At 69.9% G+C, this 18,502-nt stretch carries 16 protein-coding genes, 1 tRNA gene and 3 pseudogenes; 9 read left to right on the top strand and 11 right to left on the bottom strand.

Features of this window, described 5'->3' with window-relative positions; translation table 11 throughout:
- Nucleotides 1-46 precede the first annotated feature (46 nt).
- Nucleotides 47-122: transfer RNA gene (locus B9D87_RS16855), tRNA-Thr, on the top strand.
- Nucleotides 123-142: 20 nt separating this feature from the next.
- Here the strand turns inward: B9D87_RS16855 and B9D87_RS16850 are convergent.
- On the bottom strand, nucleotides 143-1,960 hold the full coding sequence (locus B9D87_RS16850; RefSeq protein ID WP_238553456.1) for a hypothetical protein: 1,818 nt from the start codon (nucleotides 1,958-1,960) through the stop codon (nucleotides 143-145).
- Between B9D87_RS16850 and B9D87_RS16845 the strand changes: the two are divergent.
- Nucleotides 1,926-2,869: pseudogene (locus B9D87_RS16845) on the top strand (NAD-dependent epimerase/dehydratase family protein). The gene B9D87_RS16850 and the pseudogene B9D87_RS16845 sit on opposite strands and share 35 nt — an antisense overlap.
- Before the next feature lie 7 nt (nucleotides 2,870-2,876).
- On the opposite strand, the gene B9D87_RS16840 reads toward B9D87_RS16845, so the two are convergent.
- The 3 genes and pseudogenes from B9D87_RS16840 to B9D87_RS16830 all read right to left on the bottom strand — a co-directional run bounded on the left by B9D87_RS16840 (nucleotide 2,877) and on the right by B9D87_RS16830 (nucleotide 5,216).
- Entirely contained in the window at nucleotides 2,877-3,218 is a 342-nt protein-coding gene (locus B9D87_RS16840) for a DUF2304 domain-containing protein (protein WP_007772279.1), read from the bottom strand.
- Nucleotides 3,215-3,913, bottom strand: coding sequence for a polyprenyl-phospho-N-acetylgalactosaminyl synthase PpgS (gene ppgS, locus B9D87_RS16835; RefSeq protein ID WP_007772281.1), 699 nt, complete (start codon nucleotides 3,911-3,913; stop codon nucleotides 3,215-3,217). The genes B9D87_RS16840 and ppgS overlap by 4 nt, the downstream gene beginning before the upstream one ends.
- Before the next feature lie 35 nt (nucleotides 3,914-3,948).
- Nucleotides 3,949-5,216: pseudogene (locus B9D87_RS16830) on the bottom strand (hypothetical protein).
- 128 nt (nucleotides 5,217-5,344) lie between these two features.
- On the opposite strand from B9D87_RS16830, the gene B9D87_RS16825 reads away from it, so the two are divergent.
- A complete protein-coding gene (locus B9D87_RS16825; RefSeq protein ID WP_007772285.1) occupies nucleotides 5,345-6,427 on the top strand; it encodes a DUF475 domain-containing protein in 1,083 nt (360 codons plus the stop codon).
- Here the strand turns inward: B9D87_RS16825 and B9D87_RS16820 are convergent.
- Both B9D87_RS16820 and B9D87_RS16815 read right to left on the bottom strand, forming a co-directional pair.
- Entirely contained in the window at nucleotides 6,424-7,116 is a 693-nt protein-coding gene (locus B9D87_RS16820; protein WP_040630638.1) for a hypothetical protein, read from the bottom strand. The two genes, B9D87_RS16825 and B9D87_RS16820, sit on opposite strands and share 4 nt — an antisense overlap.
- A gap of 76 nt (nucleotides 7,117-7,192) precedes the next feature.
- On the bottom strand, nucleotides 7,193-7,681 hold the full coding sequence (locus B9D87_RS16815; RefSeq protein ID WP_007772291.1) for an inorganic diphosphatase: 489 nt from the start codon (nucleotides 7,679-7,681) through the stop codon (nucleotides 7,193-7,195).
- Nucleotides 7,682-7,786: 105 nt separating this feature from the next.
- On the opposite strand from B9D87_RS16815, the gene dacB reads away from it, so the two are divergent.
- The 4 genes and pseudogenes from dacB to hpt all read left to right on the top strand — a co-directional run bounded on the left by dacB (nucleotide 7,787) and on the right by hpt (nucleotide 11,851).
- On the top strand, nucleotides 7,787-9,172 hold the full coding sequence (gene dacB / locus B9D87_RS16810) for a D-alanyl-D-alanine carboxypeptidase/D-alanyl-D-alanine endopeptidase (protein ID WP_085977824.1): 1,386 nt from the start codon (nucleotides 7,787-7,789) through the stop codon (nucleotides 9,170-9,172).
- The gene (locus B9D87_RS16805) at nucleotides 9,169-10,242 is read left to right on the top strand and encodes a zinc-dependent metalloprotease (RefSeq protein ID WP_007772296.1); all 1,074 of its coding nucleotides are present in this window, start codon (nucleotides 9,169-9,171) and stop codon (nucleotides 10,240-10,242) included. Before dacB ends, B9D87_RS16805 begins: the two co-directional genes overlap by 4 nt.
- Nucleotides 10,221-11,194, top strand: a pseudogene (tilS, locus tag B9D87_RS16800) (tRNA lysidine(34) synthetase TilS). Before B9D87_RS16805 ends, tilS begins: the two are co-directional and overlap by 22 nt.
- Before the next feature lie 45 nt (nucleotides 11,195-11,239).
- Complete coding sequence (gene hpt, locus B9D87_RS16795) at nucleotides 11,240-11,851, top strand: hypoxanthine phosphoribosyltransferase (RefSeq protein ID WP_007772300.1); 612 nt, start codon at nucleotides 11,240-11,242, stop codon at nucleotides 11,849-11,851.
- Between the two features lie 65 nt (nucleotides 11,852-11,916).
- On the opposite strand, the gene B9D87_RS16790 is transcribed toward hpt, so the two are convergent.
- Nucleotides 11,917-12,657 carry an SIMPL domain-containing protein gene (locus tag B9D87_RS16790; protein ID WP_007772301.1) on the bottom strand — a complete coding sequence of 247 codons (741 nt, stop codon included), beginning with the start codon at nucleotides 12,655-12,657 and terminating at the stop codon, nucleotides 11,917-11,919.
- 277 nt (nucleotides 12,658-12,934) lie between these two features.
- Here B9D87_RS16790 and B9D87_RS27540 point away from each other — a divergent pair, with 277 nt between their 5' ends.
- Nucleotides 12,935-13,138, top strand: a complete 204-nt coding sequence (locus B9D87_RS27540; protein ID WP_052002524.1) for a PPE family protein, SVP subgroup — start codon at nucleotides 12,935-12,937, stop codon at nucleotides 13,136-13,138.
- 4 nt (nucleotides 13,139-13,142) lie between these two features.
- Here B9D87_RS27540 and B9D87_RS16780 read toward each other — a convergent pair whose 3' ends face one another.
- The 4 genes from B9D87_RS16780 to B9D87_RS16765 are packed head-to-tail and all read right to left on the bottom strand — an operon-like array spanning nucleotide 13,143 to nucleotide 17,921.
- A complete protein-coding gene (locus B9D87_RS16780) occupies nucleotides 13,143-14,726 on the bottom strand; it encodes an HNH endonuclease signature motif containing protein (protein WP_007772303.1) in 1,584 nt (527 codons plus the stop codon).
- Between the two features lie 32 nt (nucleotides 14,727-14,758).
- Nucleotides 14,759-15,772, bottom strand: coding sequence for a zinc-binding dehydrogenase (locus B9D87_RS16775; protein WP_007772304.1), 1,014 nt, complete (start codon nucleotides 15,770-15,772; stop codon nucleotides 14,759-14,761).
- Entirely contained in the window at nucleotides 15,772-16,959 is a 1,188-nt protein-coding gene (locus tag B9D87_RS16770; RefSeq protein WP_007772305.1) for an LLM class flavin-dependent oxidoreductase, read from the bottom strand. The genes B9D87_RS16775 and B9D87_RS16770 overlap by 1 nt, the downstream gene beginning before the upstream one ends.
- Entirely contained in the window at nucleotides 16,959-17,921 is a 963-nt protein-coding gene (locus B9D87_RS16765; protein WP_085977825.1) for an alpha/beta fold hydrolase, read from the bottom strand. Before B9D87_RS16765 ends, B9D87_RS16770 begins: the two co-directional genes overlap by 1 nt.
- Nucleotides 17,922-18,029: 108 nt before the next feature.
- Here B9D87_RS16765 and B9D87_RS16760 point away from each other — a divergent pair, with 108 nt between their 5' ends.
- Nucleotides 18,030-18,464 (top strand): VOC family protein, encoded by a 435-nt coding sequence (locus B9D87_RS16760; protein WP_040630639.1) that lies wholly within the window; start codon nucleotides 18,030-18,032, stop codon nucleotides 18,462-18,464.
- The last annotated feature ends 38 nt before the right edge of the window (nucleotides 18,465-18,502 follow it).

The raw sequence follows: 18,502 nt of genomic DNA, 5'->3' as shown, positions 1-18,502 counted from the left end.
TGTCCGCCCGGCTGCCGTAGACTCGTGCCGCCCGGCGTGCGGGTATGCCGCCTTAGCTCAGTCGGTAGAGCGATTCACTCGTAATGAATAGGTCGGGGGTTCGATTCCCCCAGGCGGCTCCATCTTTTCAGCAGTCGCGCGTTCAGGCCGGCGCCAGGAAGCCCACGGGGCCCGACGCGATGCACAACGCGAGCGCGGTGGTGTTGGCGCGCACGGTGATCGCATCCCCGGCGCCCGGCAGCCGGGCGAAGACCCGGTTGAGTCCGGGATGCACCGGCACCTTGACCTCGGGGCCCTGGGTCATCGTCAACGTCATCGAGCCGTCGCTGTTGGCCAGGTAGTTCAGCTCGACGGTCCAGTCGGCGGGCAGCAGCGGGCCGTCGAGGACCAGGCGGGCCGGCTTGTCCGGCTGGGCGAAGTAGCCGCACCGCGGTATCGGCCCGGGCGCGATGGTCCGCACCCAGGTGACGCGCGCCTTGATCAGCCGGCCCGAGCGGTCGAACATGCGCAATTGCGTTGTGGCGGGCGCGAATTCGGGCCGATCACGCAGCAGGGCGAACAGGTGGCTGGCCAGATTCTCCGGTGCGGCCACCCGCTGCAGCACCAGCGGATCGACCTCCTGGTCCAGCAGCGGCGCGTCCGATGCGGCGTGCGCCTGGGCCAGGGCGGCCCGCGCGTTGCGCAGATAGGGCTGGGCGGGGTTGTCGCGCCAGCTGGTCAGGAACGTCGCCGTCGAGTACAGGCTGCTGGCTACGAACAACGCCGCCAAGACCGCGGCGACCGCGGTGCGCTTCGGCGAGGCGTCGAGCCAGCGCGGAGCGGCCCGCCGGTTGGGTGCGCACAACGCCACGGCGGCCAGCAGCGCCAGCACCACGACCAGATCCGGCAGGTAGCGCAGCGTCTGCGCGAGTTCCAGCGCGGTCTGCTTCGAGGACCGCATCAGGTAGATCGGCACCTGGCAGGCGACGGCGTAGCCGACGGCGATCGCCCACACCGGCCCGATGCGCTCCTTGCGCACCAGCGACACGGCCAGGATCGCGGCCAGCACCAGCCAGCCCAGCGTCATCACCGGCGGCGCGGGCGTCGCCCAGGGCGAGGCCGGCGCCCACCGATCCCAGTGCCACGGCCCGCCGGCCAACCCCGGCACGATGCCGTGCGTGATCGAGCGCATCAGCAGCTGCCCCGTCATCGCCAGGTCGGAACTCCACCGCTGCTGGTTGACCACGGCCAGATACAGCGCGACCCAGGCCGCCGTGAGGGCCAGTGCGGCGATCCACAATCGCAGGCCGGCCCGCCACACCGTCGCCAGCGCCGATCCCAGGCTCCGATCGCCGGTGACGTGGCACAGCAGCGCGGCCACCGCGAACGCGACGAACGGGATCACCGCGGCCTTCTCGAAGAACAGCAGCCCGCCGAAGTAGACCAGCACCCCGGTCACCGCGTAGCGCTGTTTGCCGGTGCGCACCAGCAGGATGGCATCGGCGCACACCCAGGCCAGCGCGGCCAGCATCGGCAGCGAGTTCAGCGCCGCCGCCCACCACGCGAAGCCGGGCACCCCCAACGGCGTGAACAACGCGAACGTGAGCGGGATCAGCAGCACCGGCCGCCAGCCGAGGATGACGTGCAGCGCGCGCAACAGGGCCAGCGACGCGAGCAGTTGCAGCACCAGCAGGCTGACCGCCGGCCAGGTCCAGTTCAGCGGCGCCAGCCGGATTATGGTGCCCGCGACCAGGAATGCGCCGGGCATGACGTGCCCGTCGTGGTCGTCGAACAGGTACGACGGCGCGAGCAGGTTGTGGGTGCCGGCCTTGCCGATGAGGATCAGGTCGTCCCAGTAGAAGTAGCCGCCGAACGCCAGCACCGCCCGCACCGCCAGCTGCACCGCGATGAGCGCGGCGGCCGCGGTCGCTATGTATGGTGGGCCGGTGCGTGCACTGGTTACCGGGGCGGCCGGATTCATCGGCTCGACGCTAGTCGACCGTCTGTTAGCCGACGGTCATGCGGTGGTGGGGCTGGACAACTTCGCCTCCGGCCGCGCGACCAACCTGGAGCACCTGGCCGACAATCCGGCGCACGTCTTCGTCGAGGCCGACATCGTGACGGCCGACCTGGAGGCCATCCTCGACGAGCACCGCCCGGAGGTGGTGTTCCACCTGGCCGCCCAGATCGACGTGCGGCACTCGGTGGCCGACCCGCAGTTCGACGCCTCGGTCAACGTCGTCGGCACGGTGCGCCTGGCCGAGGCGGCCCGCCGGGCGCATGTCCGCAAGGTCGTGCACACCTCCTCGGGCGGATCCATCTACGGCACCCCGCCGCGGTACCCGACTCCCGAGACGGTGCCGACCGACCCCGCGTCGCCGTATGCCGCGGGCAAGGTGGCGGGCGAGATCTACCTGAACACCTTCCGCCACCTGTACGGCCTGGACTGCTCGCACATCGCCCCGGCGAATGTGTATGGCCCGCGCCAGGATCCGCACGGCGAGGCCGGCGTGGTGGCGATCTTCGCCCAGGCGCTGCTCTCGGGTAAGCCCACCAAGGTCTTCGGGGACGGCAGCAACACCCGCGACTATGTCTTCGTCGACGACGTCGTGGACGCGTTCGTCAGGGCGTCCGGCGACGCCGGCGGCGGGCAGCGGTTCAACATCGGCACCGGCATCGAAACGTCGGACCGTCAACTGCATTCGGCGGTGGCGGCTGCCGTCGGGGGCCCGACGATCCGGAGTTCGCGCAGCCGCGGCTCGGCGACCTCAAGCGGTCCTGCCTCGACATCGGTTTGGCCGCAGAGGTTTTGGGATGGAAGCCGAAAGTCGGGCTGCAGGACGGGGTGGCCCGAACGGTGGAATTCTTTCGGCAGGCGCAGGCCGGATAGCGGCCCGCTAGCCGCCCTCGGGGGCCTGCGCGGAGTCCATCGCCACCGCCCGGGCCAGCCGCGCGTAACGCAGCTCCAAGTCCTTGAACCGCATGTAGGTGCTGAGCGTGGTGAAGCAGAACGCCATGATCAGCGCGTAGAGCATCAGGTCGGTGCCGCGCCGCACCCCGAACCAGTGCGCCACCACCGTGGTGTCGTCGGGCCGCAGCACGGCGTAGATGCCGGCCAGCACGAACACAACGTAGCCGACCTTGACCCACGCCTTAGACCGCGAATTGCGGCGCGACCGCAGCAGATACACCAGCAGCGCGACGATCGCCCCGATCAGCAGCACCTGGATCCAGTTCATGGAGTCCTCCCTCGCAGGAACCCGTCGAAAATGATGTTGACGCCGTTGAGCAGGGGTTGCCCCTTCGACCTCGAGTACGCGGTGTAGAGCACCTCGATCGGCTCTTCGGCGACGCGCCAATGGTTTTCGTCGATCAGCATGATGAATTCGTTGGCGTGGCTCATGCCGCTCATGGTGATGTCCAGGCCGTCGGCGACCTTCTTGTTGAACACCCGCAGCCCATTGTTGGTGTCGGTCAGGCCAAGTCGGCGGCCGCGCCGGCTCAACCGCGCGGCGGTCTGCAGCACGACCCGCTTGACGAACGGCGGCCGGGCGCTTTGTGGTGCGCCGAACCGGGTGCCGATGACGATGTCGACGTCGCCGGCCCGCAACCGGTCGACCATCGTGGCGAGGTCCTTGACGCGGTGCTGGCCGTCGGCGTCGAACGTGGCGAAGATCTGCGCGCCCGGCTGCTTGCGGGCGTACTCGACACCGGTCTGGATGGCGGCGCCCTGCCCGAGGTTGATCGGATGCCGCACCAGGTGAGCGCCGGCTCGCAGGGCGATCTCCCCGGTGCCGTCGGTGCTGCCGTCGTCCACGCACACGACATGGTCGAACACCGAGCGCACATCGGCGACCACCTCGCCGATGACAGCTGCTTCGTTGAAGGCGGGAATGACGACCCAGACGACGGAATTGTGCGTTTCAGTACCCATCTAAGCCCACAAGGTACACGTTGGTGCAGGTCATATCAGCCGGTAGAGCGCGCGGCGCGCGACAGCGCCAGCAGATGGACGCCGATCCCCACCACCGGCCCGCACAGCAGCCCCACCACGGTCCGGGTCTGCAGGGACAGCGGCAGCAACAGCAGCAATCCCGACGCGACCGTCGCGCCGACCCAGCCCAGCGAGTAGGCACGGTGCAGCGCGGCGGCCACCGCCGCGGCCCCGGTCAGCGTCAGCATGGCGATCGCCACGGCGGCCGCGGTGAGCCACGCCAGCAGCGCGCTGCTGGCGTGATACTGCGGCCCGAACGCGACCCGCAACAGCCACGGGCCCAGCACGCCGCGGCCGCCACTCCGACCGCGCCGATCGCCCCGACGATTCCCGCCGGGGCGAGCAGCGCGCGGATCCGGTCGCTGCGCTCGTCGACGAAATGCGCAATCAGGTTGCCCTGCATGGCCGTCAGCGGCACCAGCAGCGGCGCCCGGGTCAGCGTGACGGCCAGGATGATCACCCCGCCCTGCGCGCCGAGCTCCGCGCTGGTCAGCTTCAGCAGCACCGGAAAGCCCATCACCAGGATGGCGCTGGCGCCGGCGGCGGTGATCGAATGCGCCGCGCCGCGGAGGAAGGTCGCGGTGCCGCCCGGGGTCAGCAGCCGGGCGGTGGCCCTCGTCGCGGGCGAGGCCACCAGCAGGATCAGCCAGGCGACCGCTCCCGCCACCGTCGCCCACAGGAAGCCGACCAACCGCCAGCCCAGCGCCACGGTGGCCGCGGCCACCAACACCCGGATGACGGCGTCGGTCACCATCAGCGCGCCGTAGCGGGTCCACTGGTTGGTGCCGGCCAGCATGCCCAACAGGGTGGCGTGCATGCAGAACCCGGCCAGCCCGACGGACAGCAGCGCCACCGACAGCAGCCGCGCCTCGACGAACACCCGCCCGCTCCACAGCGGCGAGCTGCCGGCGATCAGGACGGCGGCGGCGATCCCGACCAGCATGGCGACGCGCATCGGGTGGGTGCGGGGCTCGCCCGGCGCGGGCAGGGCGGCCAGGTCGCTGATGTACGGGGTCGAGCGGACCTCCCGCGTGGTTTCCTGCAGCAGGCCGTTGGCCGCGCCGGTGACCAGTCCGAACGCCCCCCAGAACACGCCGAATATCGAAAACCCGCTCGGCGCCAGGTCGCGCGCGGCCAGGTAGATCACCGCGTAACCGCACAGCGCCGTCACGGCGGTGGCGGTGCCGACCCGGGCCATGCTGCCGCGGGCCACCGGCCCCTGCGAGGCGCTGATCTCGGTCATCGGGGCGGCGGCGGTGTCGGCCGACTGCCCCGATGGTTCGCCACAATTTGAAAATTCTATGCGGCCCGCAGCGATCGCCCATCGCGGCGATCCGGTTCACTAGTGTGGGCGGCGGTCGGAAAGGATCCATGTCCGCTTTGCGCACCTTCGGGATCTCGCTGGTGGTCACCGCGGCGGCCCTGTGCTTTGGCTATGCCTATGGCGGCTTCAAAGGTCTTTATCTGCTGCTGGTGCTGGCCACCCTCGAGGTGTCGCTGTCGTTCGACAACGCCATCATCAATGCCTCGATCCTGAAGCGGATGAGCCGCTTCTGGCAGCGGATGTTTTTGACGATCGGGATCCTCGTCGCCGTGTTCGGCATGCGGCTGATCTTCCCGCTGCTCATCGTCTGGGCGACCGCCGGGCTGGAGCCGGTGCGCGCGATGAAGCTGGCGCTGCATCCGCCGCCTCACGGCGCGCTGGAGTTTCCGGACGGCTCGCCCAGCTACGAAAAGCTCGTCATCGCCGCGCATCCGCAGATCGCCGCGTTCGGCGGCATCTTCCTGTTGATGCTGTTCCTGGATTTCGTCTTCTACGACCGAGACATCAAGTGGCTCAAGTGGATCGAGATTCCCTTCGCGCGCATCGGGCGGCTGGGGCAGGTGTCGCTGGTGGTCGCCGGCGTGGCGCTGGTCCTGGTGGGCATGCAATTGACGCACTCGGGTGACGAGGCGGCCACGGTGCTGACGGCCGGGCTGCTGGGCATGGTGACCTATCTGGTGGTCAACGGGTTGAGTCGGGCGTTTCGGCCGTCGGACACCGACACCGCCAGGGCCGAACCCGCGACGCGCTGGGCCGGCCTGACCCTGTTCGCTTACCTCGAGGTGCTCGACGCCGCCTTCTCCTTCGACGGCGTCACCGGCGCGTTCGCCATCACTTCCGACCCGATCGTCATCGCGCTGGGGCTGGGACTGGTCGGCTCGATGTTCGTCCGGTCGATCACCATCTATCTGGTCCGCCAGGAGGCCCTGGGCCGGTTCGTGTACCTCGAACACGGCGCGCACTGGGCGATCGGGGCGCTGGCCGTGATCATGCTGGCCTCCATCGAGCCCGCTTTCGAGATCCCCGAGGCCGTCACGGCCTCGGTCGGCGTGGTCTTCATCGCCGCGGCGCTGGGCTGGAGCATCGTGCGCAATCGCCGCGAAGCCCGCGCCGGGGCCGCGGCGGTCTAGGCCTCGATCTGCCCGGCGATGCGCTGTTCGATGGCGGCCCGGGCGGGGGCGGGAAGCGCGATCAAACCGTCGAGCTCCCTGGTCGCCCGCGCGTAGGCGCTCTGGCGCTCCTCTCGTGTCGCCGCGTCGTCGTTCGCCAGGTGCAGCAGGTTCTGGGCGCGCGCCAGCCGCTGCTGGTCATCGGCCGAGAAGTCGCTGCGCCGCCGCCGGATCGCCTCGGCCTCGGCGATCTCGAACGCACTGAGGTACTCGTGGACGGCGTCGCGGTAGTCCAGCAGCGCATCCCGGTCACCCACCAGGGCGTCGGGCGGTTCCGGTCGCAGCAGGTCGGCGCGCCGCTTCGCCTTATGGAACGCGATGGTGAGCGGGTCGCGCATGTTGGTCATCAGCGGGAAGTCCAACAACTTCGCGACGTCGAGCTCATAGTCGAACCACCGGGCGTCGGTACGGTCATGCAACGCAACGAGCTTGGCGATTTCGCGGCGGTCGGCCTGCTCGTGGGTCCGCCCGCGTCCGGAAGCTTCGGCCACCGCGATCTTGGCCTGCTGCTTGAGCCGGTAGCGCTCCATCCGGCGCTCGGCCCGGCGTTCGTTGGCCGCGCCGATCGCCCGCAGCCCGCCGCCGATCGCGCCGCCCAGCGGGAAAACCAGCCACCAGAAGTTCGCGGCGAAATGCAGCACCGGGCTCACATCGCCAGGATGCCACCGACAATCCCGCGGCGTTGCGGGTGCGATTACGCCGAGAGCATCAACGCGGCGGCGTGGCTCAGTGCCCTTCGGCCTTGAACCGCTCGATCGAGCGCTGGATCTCCGCCTCGGCGTCTTCGCGGCCGACCCAGTCCGCGGCCTTGACGAACTTGCCCGGTTCCAGGTCCTTGTAGTGCACGAAGAAGTGCTTGATCACGTCCAGCTCGAACTCCGGAACATCGCCGATGTCCTGGATGTGGTCCCAGCGGTGGTCGCCGGCCGGCACGCACAGCACCTTGTCGTCGCCGCCCTTTTCGTCGGTCATCCGGAACATGCCCACCGGGCGGGCCTCCACGATGACGCCGGGGAACACCGACTGCGGGAGCAGCACCATCGCGTCCAGCGGGTCGCCGTCCTCGCCGAGGGTGTCCTCGATGAAGCCGTAGTCGGTCGGGTAGGCCATCGCGGTGTACAGGTAGCGGTCCAGACGTAGCCGTCCAGTCTCGTGGTCGACCTCGTACTTGTTCCGCTGGCCCTTTTGGATCTCGATGGTCACGTCGAATTCCACCGCGTCGACTCCTTGTCTTTAGGCAGGCCAATTTTGCTCTGCTACACCCTAGTCGAGCGCATCTCCGCCGATTCGGCAGAATGGGTCCAGACAGTCAGGAGAGTGATGGCCCGTACTCGCTGGCAAAAATCCACCCCAGTGTTCATCGGGTTGGGCGTGCTGGCGTTTGTCGCCGCCGTCGTGGTGGCGGCAGCGTTTTTCACCACGACCGGACACGGCGCCAACAGCGCGCATGCCCCGATACCGCCCCCGCACGCCCCGACGGTGAAGCCCGGCATGGTGCCGGTGAGCGATACCGCCGAGCTACCCAGCGGACCCGGCGTCGCCGCGATGCTGGCGCCGGTGGCGGGCGACCCCAACCTGGGCCGGCTGGGCGGACGGGTTACCGACGCCATCACCGGAAAAGAGCTGTGGCAGGTGGGCGACGACATGCCGCTGGTGCCTGCGTCGACCAACAAGGTGCTCACGGCGGCCGCGGCCTTGCTGACGCTGGACCGCCAGGCCCGGATCAGCACCCGCGTGGTGGCCGGCAGCCAGAACGCGCAGGGCCCCGTCGTGCTGGTGGGCGCCGGTGATCCGGTGCTGTCGGCGGCGCCGCCCGACGTCCCCACCTGGTACCGGGGATCGGCGCGCCTGTCCGACCTCGTTGAACAGATCCGCCGCAGCGGGGTGACGCCGACCTCGGTGCAGGTGGATACCTCCGCGTTCAGCGGGCCGACGATGGCGCAGGGCTGGGACCTCGCCGACGTCGACAACGGCGACATCGCCCCGATCGAGTCGGTGATGATCGACGCCGGACGCATCCAGCCGTCGACGGTCAACTCGCGGCGGTCCCGGACCCCGGCGCTGGACGCCGGCCGCGAACTGGCCAAGGCGCTGGGCCTGGACCCGAACGCGGTGACGACCGCCACCGCGCCGTCGGGCGCCCGGCAGCTGGCTGTCGTGCAGTCGGCGCCGCTGGTCCAGCGGCTGTCCGAGATGATGGACCACTCCGACAACGTGCTGGCCGAAAGCATCGCCCGCGAGGTGGCGGCCGCCATCAACCGGCCGCGCAGCTTCGCCGGCGCCGCCGACGCGGTGACCAACCGGCTGACCACCGCGCACGTCGACACCGCGGGTGTGGCGCTGCTGGACTCCAGTGGGCTCTCCGTCGACGACCGGCTGACGGCCAAGACGCTCGACGGCGTCCTGCAGGCCGCGGCGGGGCCCGACCAGCCGTCGCTGCGGGCGCTGCTGGACCTGCTCCCGATCGCCGCCGGCAGCGGGACGCTGGCCGATCGCTTCACCGACGCCTCCACGGCCCAGGGCCCGGCGGGCTGGCTGCGGGCCAAAACCGGCTCGCTGACCGGCATCAACGCACTGGCCGGGGTGCTCACCGACCGCAGCGGCCGGGTGCTCACCTTCGCGTTCATCTCCAACAACGCCGGCCCGAACGGCCGCAACGTGATGGATGCCCTGGCGACCCGGTTGTGGTCCTGCGGGTGCTCATGACGCCGTCGCCGGACCTGACGCTGGGTACCGCCGTCGACTGGCAGTTCGCGGCCACTGTCGGGCGGCGGCTGGCCCGGCCGGGCCCGCCGGCCAGCGACTACACCCGCCGCCAGGTGATCGACGAACTCGCCGCCGCGTCCACCAAGGCCGAACCGCTGGTGCGTGACGTCACCGGCCTGGTCACCGATGGCGTCGACAAGGGCCGGGTGCCTGCCGCGCGCGTCGTCGACCGCCCGGACTGGATCGGTGCGGCCACCGAATCGATGCGGGTGATGATGAACGGCGCCGAGAAGCCGCGCGGCTTTCTCACCGGCCGTGTCACCGGCGCGCAGACCGGCGCCGTCCTGGCCTACGTGTCCTCGGGGATTCTCGGCCAATACGACCCGTTCGCGGCCAACGACGGGGCCAGAACCGGCTGCCTGCTGCTGGTGTATCCGAACGTCATCGCCGTCGAGCGGCAGCTTCGGATCGAGCCGTCCGATTTCCGGCTGTGGGTGTGCCTGCACGAGGTGACCCACCGCGTGCAGTTCACCGCCAACCCGTGGCTGCCCGACTACATGTCGGAGGCGCTTTGCCTGCTCACCCGCGACGCCGGCGAGGACATGGGCCAGGTGATGGGCCGGCTCGCCGACTACGCCCGCAACCGCGGCGTCGGGACGTCAGAATCCGACGCCAACTCGTCGGGCATCCTCGGGCTGGTGCGCGCGGTGCAGTCCGAACCGCAGCGCCAGGCGCTGGACCAACTGCTGGTGCTGGGCACCCTGCTGGAGGGCCACGCCGACCACGTCATGGACGCCGTCGGGCCGATGGCGGTGCCGTCGGTGGCCACCATCCGCCGCCGGTTCGACGAGCGCCGCCACCGCAAGCAGCCCCCGCTGCAGCGGTTGTTGCGCGCGCTGTTGGGGCTCGACGCCAAGCTCAGCCAGTACACCCGCGGCAAGGCGTTCGTCGACCACGTGGTCGGCCAGGTGGGGATGGCCCGGTTCAACGCCATCTGGACGGGCCCCGACACGCTGCCGCTGCCCACCGAGATCGGAGAACCCCAGCGGTGGATCGACCGGGTGCTGTAGGCCGGCTGCGCGCCGCTGTCGAGGCGTTCGTCGAGACCCACCTGGTCACCGTCGAACAGTGGTGCGTGGCGCTGTCCGGCGGTCCCGATTCCCTGGCCCTGACCGCGGTGGCGGCCCAGCTGCGGCCCACCACGGCGGTGATCGTCGACCACGGCCTGCAATCCGACTCCGCCGCCGTCGCCGAGACCGCTCGAGCCCAGGCCGTCGAGTTGGGATGCGTTGGGGCTCAAGTGGTCCGGGTGCAGGTGGGCAACCAGGGCGGTCCCGAAGCCGCGGCCCGCGCGGCCCGCTACGCCGCGTTGAGCGCCTATCACACCGGCCCGGTGCTGCTGGGCCACACGCTCGACGACCAGGCCGAGACGGTGCTGCTGGGTCTGGGCCGTGGGTCCGGGGTGCGCTCGATCGCCGGGATGCGCCCCTACGACCCGCCGTGGTGCCGGCCGTTGCTGGAGGTGCGCCGCGCCACCACCCACGCCGCCTGCGCGGAGCTGGGGCTGAGCCCCTGGCAGGATCCGCACAACGCCGACCGCAGGTTCACCCGGACCCGGCTGCGCACCGAGGTGCTGCCGCTCTTGGAGGACGTGCTCGGCGGTGGCGTGGCCGAGGCGCTGACCCGCACCGCGACATCGCTGCGGGAGGACTCCGAGCTGATCGACGCGCTGGCGGCCCGGGCGCTGCCCGGGGCCAAGGCGGACTCCGGCCTGCGGGTGCAGGCGCTGGCGACGCTGGACCCCCGGTGCGACGGCGGGTGATCCGGGCCTGGTTGTTGGCCGGCGGCGCAACGAACCTGACCGACAAGCAGATTCGCGGTGTCGACGCCCTGGTGACCGGCTGGCACGGGCAGGGCGGCGTGGCGGTCGGCTCGTCGCTGTCCGATGAGCGATTGTTCGCGGGCCGCCGCGACGGCGTGCTGACGCTGTGGCGCGAGCCGGTGGGTAAACCGATCCGCTAGTTACCGGGGCTGCCGTTGGTTATTCGCCCGTCGTCGTGGCACTCTGTGGGCGTGGCCCAGATCTCCTCGGCGATCACCCCAGCCCAACCCGGGGAGCTGTACCCCGGGGATATCAAGTCTGTCCTGCTGACGTCCGCGCAAATTCAGGCGCGAATCGCCGAACTCGGCCGTGAAATCGGCGACGGCTACCGCGACGCCGCGACCGAGACCGGGCAGGACCTGCTGCTGATCACCGTGCTCAAGGGCGCTGTGATCTTTGTCACGGACCTGGCCCGCGCGATCCCGCTGCCCACGCAGTTCGAATTCATGGCGGTCAGCTCCTACGGTTCATCCACGTCCTCCTCGGGCGTGGTGCGGATCCTCAAGGACCTGGACCGCGATATCGAGGGCCGCGACGTGCTGATCGTCGAGGACGTCGTCGACTCCGGCCTGACGCTGTCCTGGCTGCTGCGCAACCTCAAGACGCGGCACCCGCGGTCACTGCGGGTGTGCACGCTGCTGCGCAAGCCCGACGCGCAGGGCGCGCACGTCGATATCGCCTACGTGGGCTTCGACATCCCCAACGACTTCGTCGTGGGCTACGGCCTCGATTACGACGAGCGCTACCGCGACCTGTCCTACATCGGCACCCTGGACCCCAGGGTCTACCAGCAGTAGGCGCCGCCATCGGGCTGGCGGCGGGTCGCCGCCATCGGGCTGGCGGCGGGTCGCCGCCAGCGGGCTCAGTCCAGCTCCCACACCGCGGTCACCGAGAAGTTCACCGTCTGCTGGCCCGGCTCCAGCGGAACCATCGACGGCATGGCCCGCGGCGCACCGACCGGCGGCGGGGGGTTGCCGGTGGCTTCCGAGATGGACAGCACCCGGCCCAGCCGGAGCCCGGACAGCTGGGCGTACTGGTCGGCGCGGCTCTTGGCGTCGTTGAAGGCCCGCGACCGGGCGTCCTTCACCAGCTGCGAATCGTCGGCGATGGAATAGCGCACGGACTTGATCCGGGTGGCGTCGCCGCCGGTGCCGACGATGAGGGCCAGCAGGCGCGACGCGGCGTCCGTCGGGTGGATCTTGACCGCGATGCCGTTGGTGGCGCGGTACGCCGTGATGGCGGCGGTGCCGCTGGGCCCGGGGTTGTTGTATTCCGGCGACAGGGTGACCTCGGTGGTGCTGATGTCCTTGCGGTCGACGCCGGCGCCGGTCAGTGCGTTGATGACGGCCTGTTGACGGTCGTTGGTCTGGTTCATCGCGGTGGTGACGTCGGGCGCGGTGAACTCGATGCCGACGTCGGCGGTCAGGGTGTCCGGGACGCCCTGCACCTGACCGGTGCCCACGACCGTGACCTGGCGCGGGCCCGCCCCGGACTGCGGCGGGTTGTGTTTGTCGCACGCCGAGATCGCCGCGACCGCCAGGCCGGCCGCGGCCACGGCGATCGATGGGCGGATGAACTTCGAGGCGTTCCTTGCGACCGGCATGCCTGGCACCCTAGCCGCTGGGACGCCTTTTGTGGGATGGATTTCTCCCCAGCGTGCCCCCGCGTCGTCCGTGTCGTGACGGCACGGCCGGCGGGCCGGTTGTCGACGCGAATCGTTCTGTGCGCCAGCGAAGTCGGCGGCCGAGGGCGTCGCCAAAGCCGCCGAATCCATTGCTCCCGCCGCCGTTTCGGGGGCTGGCCTGGGCACGATCGGCGCGATCGGCGGGGCCGTCCGCAAGGCGGCATCGGTCGGTGGGCCGTCGGTACCGGCGGCCTGGGTGAGCGCGGCACCCACGGCGCCCGCGGTCGCCGCGGCGCTCAATGGCGCCGCGTCTGCAGGTGCCATTGAGCGTGCCACCAACGCGGTGGGTGGGGTGCCGATGGTGCCGGCCGGGGTCGGACGCAGCGCCGGTGCTCACTTCGTCACTCCCCGTTACGGTTTCAAGCCCACCGTGATCGCGCAACCCCCGGCGGGTGGCTGAGGCATCAGAAGGGCGGATCGTCTTGCAGCGGTTGCAGAACCGGATCATCGGGCCGCCAATCGGGCGGCAACTCCTCGGGCTCTCGAGGATCATTCACCCAGGTGCAGTAGGGGCTGGTGCTCGGTGTCCCCTTGAACAGAAAGAGCATGTCGCGCATATGGTTTCGGAACTTGCGCGACGAGATCTCTTCCTTGCGCGCTTGCTCGAGCAGCATCCGGGCCTCGTTGATCGGCCGTTGCTCGCGATTGTGCTTGCGGGCCCGGGCGATGCGTGCGCTGCGGTGTTGCGATCTGGCCCGTCGTTGCGGGGCGGGCGTCGCGCAGGCCGGGGCGCGCGGCTGCGGGAACAGGTCGGCCCCGGCCGGCGAGGTCCGATAGACCCGCCCGCTCGGCGACGTCCACACCACCGTGCCGTCGGGAAGCTGTTGGTCGCGCCACCCGCCGAACGTCTTCAGCCGATGATGTTGACGGCAGAGGCATTTGAGGTTGCCCGCGGTGGTCGGTCCGCCAGCCGCCGGGTTCTGGTGGTTGAACGGAATCGTGTGGTCGAGGTCGCAGACCACCGCGGGGCGGCTGCATCCTGGGAAGCGGCAGGTCAGATCCCGGCATCGAACCGCCCGCTCCAGGGCCGCTGACGGTTGATAGCGCAGCGCTTCGGCCGGGCTGGTCACCGGGTTGGCGACGAGTACCGATGCCGCGGCGGCCAATCGGCGCACCTGCTCGGCGTCGATGACGCCATAGCCCTCCAGATAGCCGGGTTCGGCCCCGTCGTCTTGGACGGTCCGCTCGCCGGCCACCACGTTGATGACGACGCGCGCGCCCGGCCGATCGTCGTCGCGATCGTGGGCGCCCACCCGGACCGGGCAGTCCGCTTGCCCACAGGCACAGGCCAATTCACGGCCTTCGGCCAGCGCCCCCAACGCGTCGGCTCGTCGCTGATCCATGGTTCGCGGGTCCGCCGGGCACACCTGCTTGGCGAGCTGGGACAGCCGTCGATCGAAGGCGACGGCGGCCGAGGCCGCGACCGATCCGTGCACCTCGGCCATCCCGTCGGCCGCGGCGCTGATCCCGATGCAACGTTGGTCCTCGGCGGCCAGGCGGCGCTCGCGGGCGGCGTCGGGATCGGCGGTTCGCACGGCCGCGTCGACGGCGTTGACGATGCGCTGCCTGGACCAGCCGTGCCAGTTGCCGATGCGCTCGGCCAGCGAACGGTCAAGCTTGGCGATCAGCGCTTCGTCGGTGACCAGATCGGTGCGGCCGATGATCAATCGCACTGTGCGCCAATCCGTTCGGCCCGCTGCCAACAGGGCCGCGATGTTGGGCAGCCTGACATCGAGCGCCTCCGCGTAGGACACCAGGTAGCTGGCGGCCATGGGGGAGAGGTTCATCGCCGCGGCGACCTCGGCGGCGGTCTGCTCGAAGCCGACGATCTCCGCGTACTCCCGGTCGGGTCGCTCGGCGGCCGCAACGCGATGCCGGAGCAACGCCGCCACCGCCGCCAGCCGGCGCGCGACCAGGATCGACTCCTCCCGGTGGGTGGACTCGATCACCTCCAGCAGGCAGGAGGGGCGATCCGGCAAGTCGAACATACGTTCGATTATACGCGGCTGACCGACAGCCTTCAGGGCGTGACGAGAATCTTGCAGTGCCGCTCCGGGTCGGCGAGGTCGTCGAACGCCGTGCCGACCTCGTCGAGGCCGACCTCGCCGGTGATGAGCGGCCTGACGTCGATCTCGCCCTCGGCCAGCGCGCGTAGCGAATCGCCGAACTCCTCGGGCGTGTAGGCGAGCACGAATTGCACGTTGATCTCCTTGGCGATCGCGAAGAAGGGGTGCACGGTGTCGGGCTGCATGCACACGCCGGCGACCACCAGGCGGGTGCCCGGCCGCGCCCGAAGGAGCACGTCGTCGATGATGCCGGGCACGCCGACCGCCTCGAACACCACCGCGGGCTTGACGGCGTCGAAGGGTGAACCCTGCGCCGCGTCCAGCGTCTGATGGGCGCCCATGGCCGTGGCGAGTTCCCGTCGTCGCGGCGAAAAGTCAGACACCACAATCGTTTCCACGCCCTTCGCGCGCAGGGCGGCGATGATCGCGATCCCGATCGGGCCGCAGCCGAGCACCAGGGCGGTCTCGCCGGGCGCCACATTGGACTTGTTGACCGCGTGCAGCCCGACCGCCATCGGCTCGGTGAGGGCGGCGTGTTTGAAGTCCAGGCCGTTGGGGATGGGCAGCAGCAACGGCGCCGACAGCAGCATCCGTTCGGCGTAGCCGCCGACCGTGCTGTTGCTGTAGACGATCGGCTCGACGCCCTTGGCGGACAACAGCACCGGCAACGATGTGACCAGCGTGCCGGGCGGATGGGTCTCGGTGTCGGGGCCGGCTTCGAGTATCTCGGCGCTGAACTCGTGACCCATGAAGATGTCATGGTCCAGGTCGACGTGCATGGCCCCCGACCCGCCGGCCACCCGATCGCTCATTTCCAGCACCTGCGCGCCGTAGGCGGCGAAATGCAGGTCGGACCCGCAGATTCCGCACGCGCGCACGCCCACCAGCACCTGGCCGGTCTCGGGTATCGGGTCGGGCACGTCGTCCCGATAGACCATCCGGCCGTCCCGCAACACCGCCGCACGCATCAGTGCACCGCGTCTTTCTGCTCGTCGACGTGCTCGGTGATGGCCTTGACGACGGCCTCGCCGGCCCGGCCGATCAGCTGATCACGCTTGCCCTTGGCCCAGTCGTGCGACGAGCGGGACGCTTCGAGCTGCCGTTTGAAATGGGGAATCACCTTGCGCGCCATCAGGTCATAGCTGTGGTACGTCGCCTGCGGCGAGGCCCAATCGTGGCCGAGCATCAGCAGGGTGCCGAAGCCGCCGGAGCGGTCGAGTAGGTCCTCGATGTGGGCGATGGCGTCGTCCGGGGTGCCGATGCAGCAATTTCCCTTGGCCGCATAGTCGGCGACGAACTCGTGCGGCGTCTGGCTGCCTTCCACGCTGTTGGCCAGCGGCACAAATCCAGCGGCGCCAAAGTAATTCGCGAAATCCTGCAGCCCGTAGGTGCAGTCGTCGATGGCCTGCTCTCGGCTGTCCGCGATGTGCATGATGCTCAGCACGCGCCAGTCGCCGCGGTCCGGCTCCTCCCGCCCCGCCTTGGCCGCCTGCTCGCGGACCACGTCCCAGGTGGTCTCCAGCGCCGCGTAGCCGCCCGGCACCGACATGGACAGGGACAGCAGCGAGGTGCCGAGCGCGCCGGCCAGCCGGGGTCCTGACGGTGAAATCATTGCCGCCGTGGATATTTCGGGGTAAGGCCAGGTGTAGGGCCGGATGTGCAGCTGCGCGTCACGCAGGGTGAACCAGTCGGAGTGCCGGTCGATGCGTTCACTGGGTGCGGCGCGGAACAGCGCCAGGATCGCCTCGAGCGATTCCTGCATCATCCGGCGCTGCTCGATGGGGTCGATGCCCATCATGTAGGCGTCCGACGGCAGCGCGCCGGGCCCCGTGCCGAACATCACCCGGCCGCGGGTCAGGTGGTCGAGCAGCACCCAGCGGTCGGCGACCATGAGTGGGTGGTGGTAGGGCAGCGAGACCACGCCGGTGCCCAGCCGGATGTGCTTGGTCCGCTCCGCCGCCGCCGCGATGAAGACTTCCGGGCACGCGATCAGCTCGTAGCCCCCCGAGTGGTGTTCGCCGAACCACGCCTCGTCGAATCCGAGCCGATCCAGCGCGACGACGCGTTCCATGTCGTATTCCAATGCGACCGTGGGGGATTGGCCGATGGGGTGGAACGGGGTGATAAAGACACCGAAACGCAGGGGCGCGCTCATTACAGCTCCAATCCGTTGAGGAATTCCAATAAGGCCGCATTCACCTCGTCGGGGCGCTCCTGCTGCAGCCAATGCCCGGCGCCCTCGATCATCACCTGTCGGTACGGGCCCGAGATCGCGTCGGCCGCGCGGTCGGTGCGGGTAAACGACAGGACGGGATCGGCCGTGCCGCCGATGAACAGGCACGGGACCGAGATCTTCGCGCCGTCGAGTTCGGGAGTGGTCTCCCAGTTGCGGTCGAAATTGCGATACCAGTTCAGGCCGCCGGTGAAGCCGGTGCGGGTGAACTCGGCGATGTAGTGGTCGAGTTCGTCCTGGCTTATCCAGTCCGGCAGGCCGTCGGGTTCGGGCAGCCGCTCGATGAAGCCTTCCGGACCGGGCGCCACCATCCGCAGCGCCGCGGCCTTGTCGCCGGACGTCCGTAGGCCGCCCATCATGCGCCGCATCACCCGGGCGGGATCGGCGTTCAATTCGGCGTCGGCGACGCCGGGCTCCTGGAAATACAGGATGTAGAAGAAGTTCTCGCCGAAGGTCTTGCGCCACGCCGTCGTCGGCGCGACGCGCGGGCGCGGCGTCACCGGCACACTCATCGCCGCGACGGCCGCGACCCGGTCCGGGTGCAGCAGCGGGGCGTTCCACACCACGGCGGCACCCCAGTCGTGCCCCACCCACACGGCGCGCTGCGCGCCGACGTCGTCGAGCAGCCCGACCAGGTCGGCGGTCAGCTGGTGAATGTCGTAGGCGTCGACGGAGTCCGGACGGTCCGAACCGCCGTAGCCGCGCTGATCGGGCGCCAGCACGTGGTAGCCGGCGTCGGCGAGGACGGGTATCTGGTGACGCCAGGAGTAGGCCAGTTCTGGGAAGCCGTGCGCCAGGAGCACCACCGGTGCGCCGCGGTCGCCCGCCTCGATCACCCGTAACCGCGCACCATTGGTCTCTACTAACCGTTCGGTTGGGGGCACCGTCCCACCAAAGCACAACGCTTGCTGGCTGAGAAGGCCCGAATCGGTTTGGCGTCGCCCGCGCGGGGTTGGCGATCAAGTCGGCGGACGGCGGGAATACTCGATGCGATGCGCTTGGACCACGTGGTGCTCTGGACGAGGAACCCTCGGGTGTCGATGGACTTCTACACCCGCGTCGTCGGGCTGGAACCGGTGCGGTTCGCCGAATTCGAAGCCGGCGACGCGCCGTTCCCGAGCGTGCGGATTTGTGCGGACTCCATCATCGACTTGATGCCCACCGACGCCATTTCGGCGACCGAGACTTTGACGCGCAGCGAGGGCAGCGCCGGCCACCCGGTCAATCACGTGTGCCTGGCGCTGGCGAAGGCCGAATACGACGCGCTGGATCGGCGGCTGCAGGCCGAAGGCGTGGATACCCGCGCGCGGCTGAACCGGAGCTTCGGCGCGCGCGGATGGGCCCCGCAGGGGTACTACTTCGCCGACCCGGACGGAAACGTGGTCGAGGCCCGGTATTACGAGCAGCCGGGAACTGCCGGTCGTTAACTGAAGAGACGGCGGCGACCCGCTGCGCCCCGGCTCTG

It is taken from the genome of Mycobacterium colombiense CECT 3035, assembly GCF_002105755.1.
Lineage (GTDB): Bacteria > Actinomycetota > Actinomycetes > Mycobacteriales > Mycobacteriaceae > Mycobacterium > Mycobacterium colombiense.
Note: the sequence above shows the minus strand (reverse complement) of the source record. Positions and strands in the feature narration are given on the sequence as shown.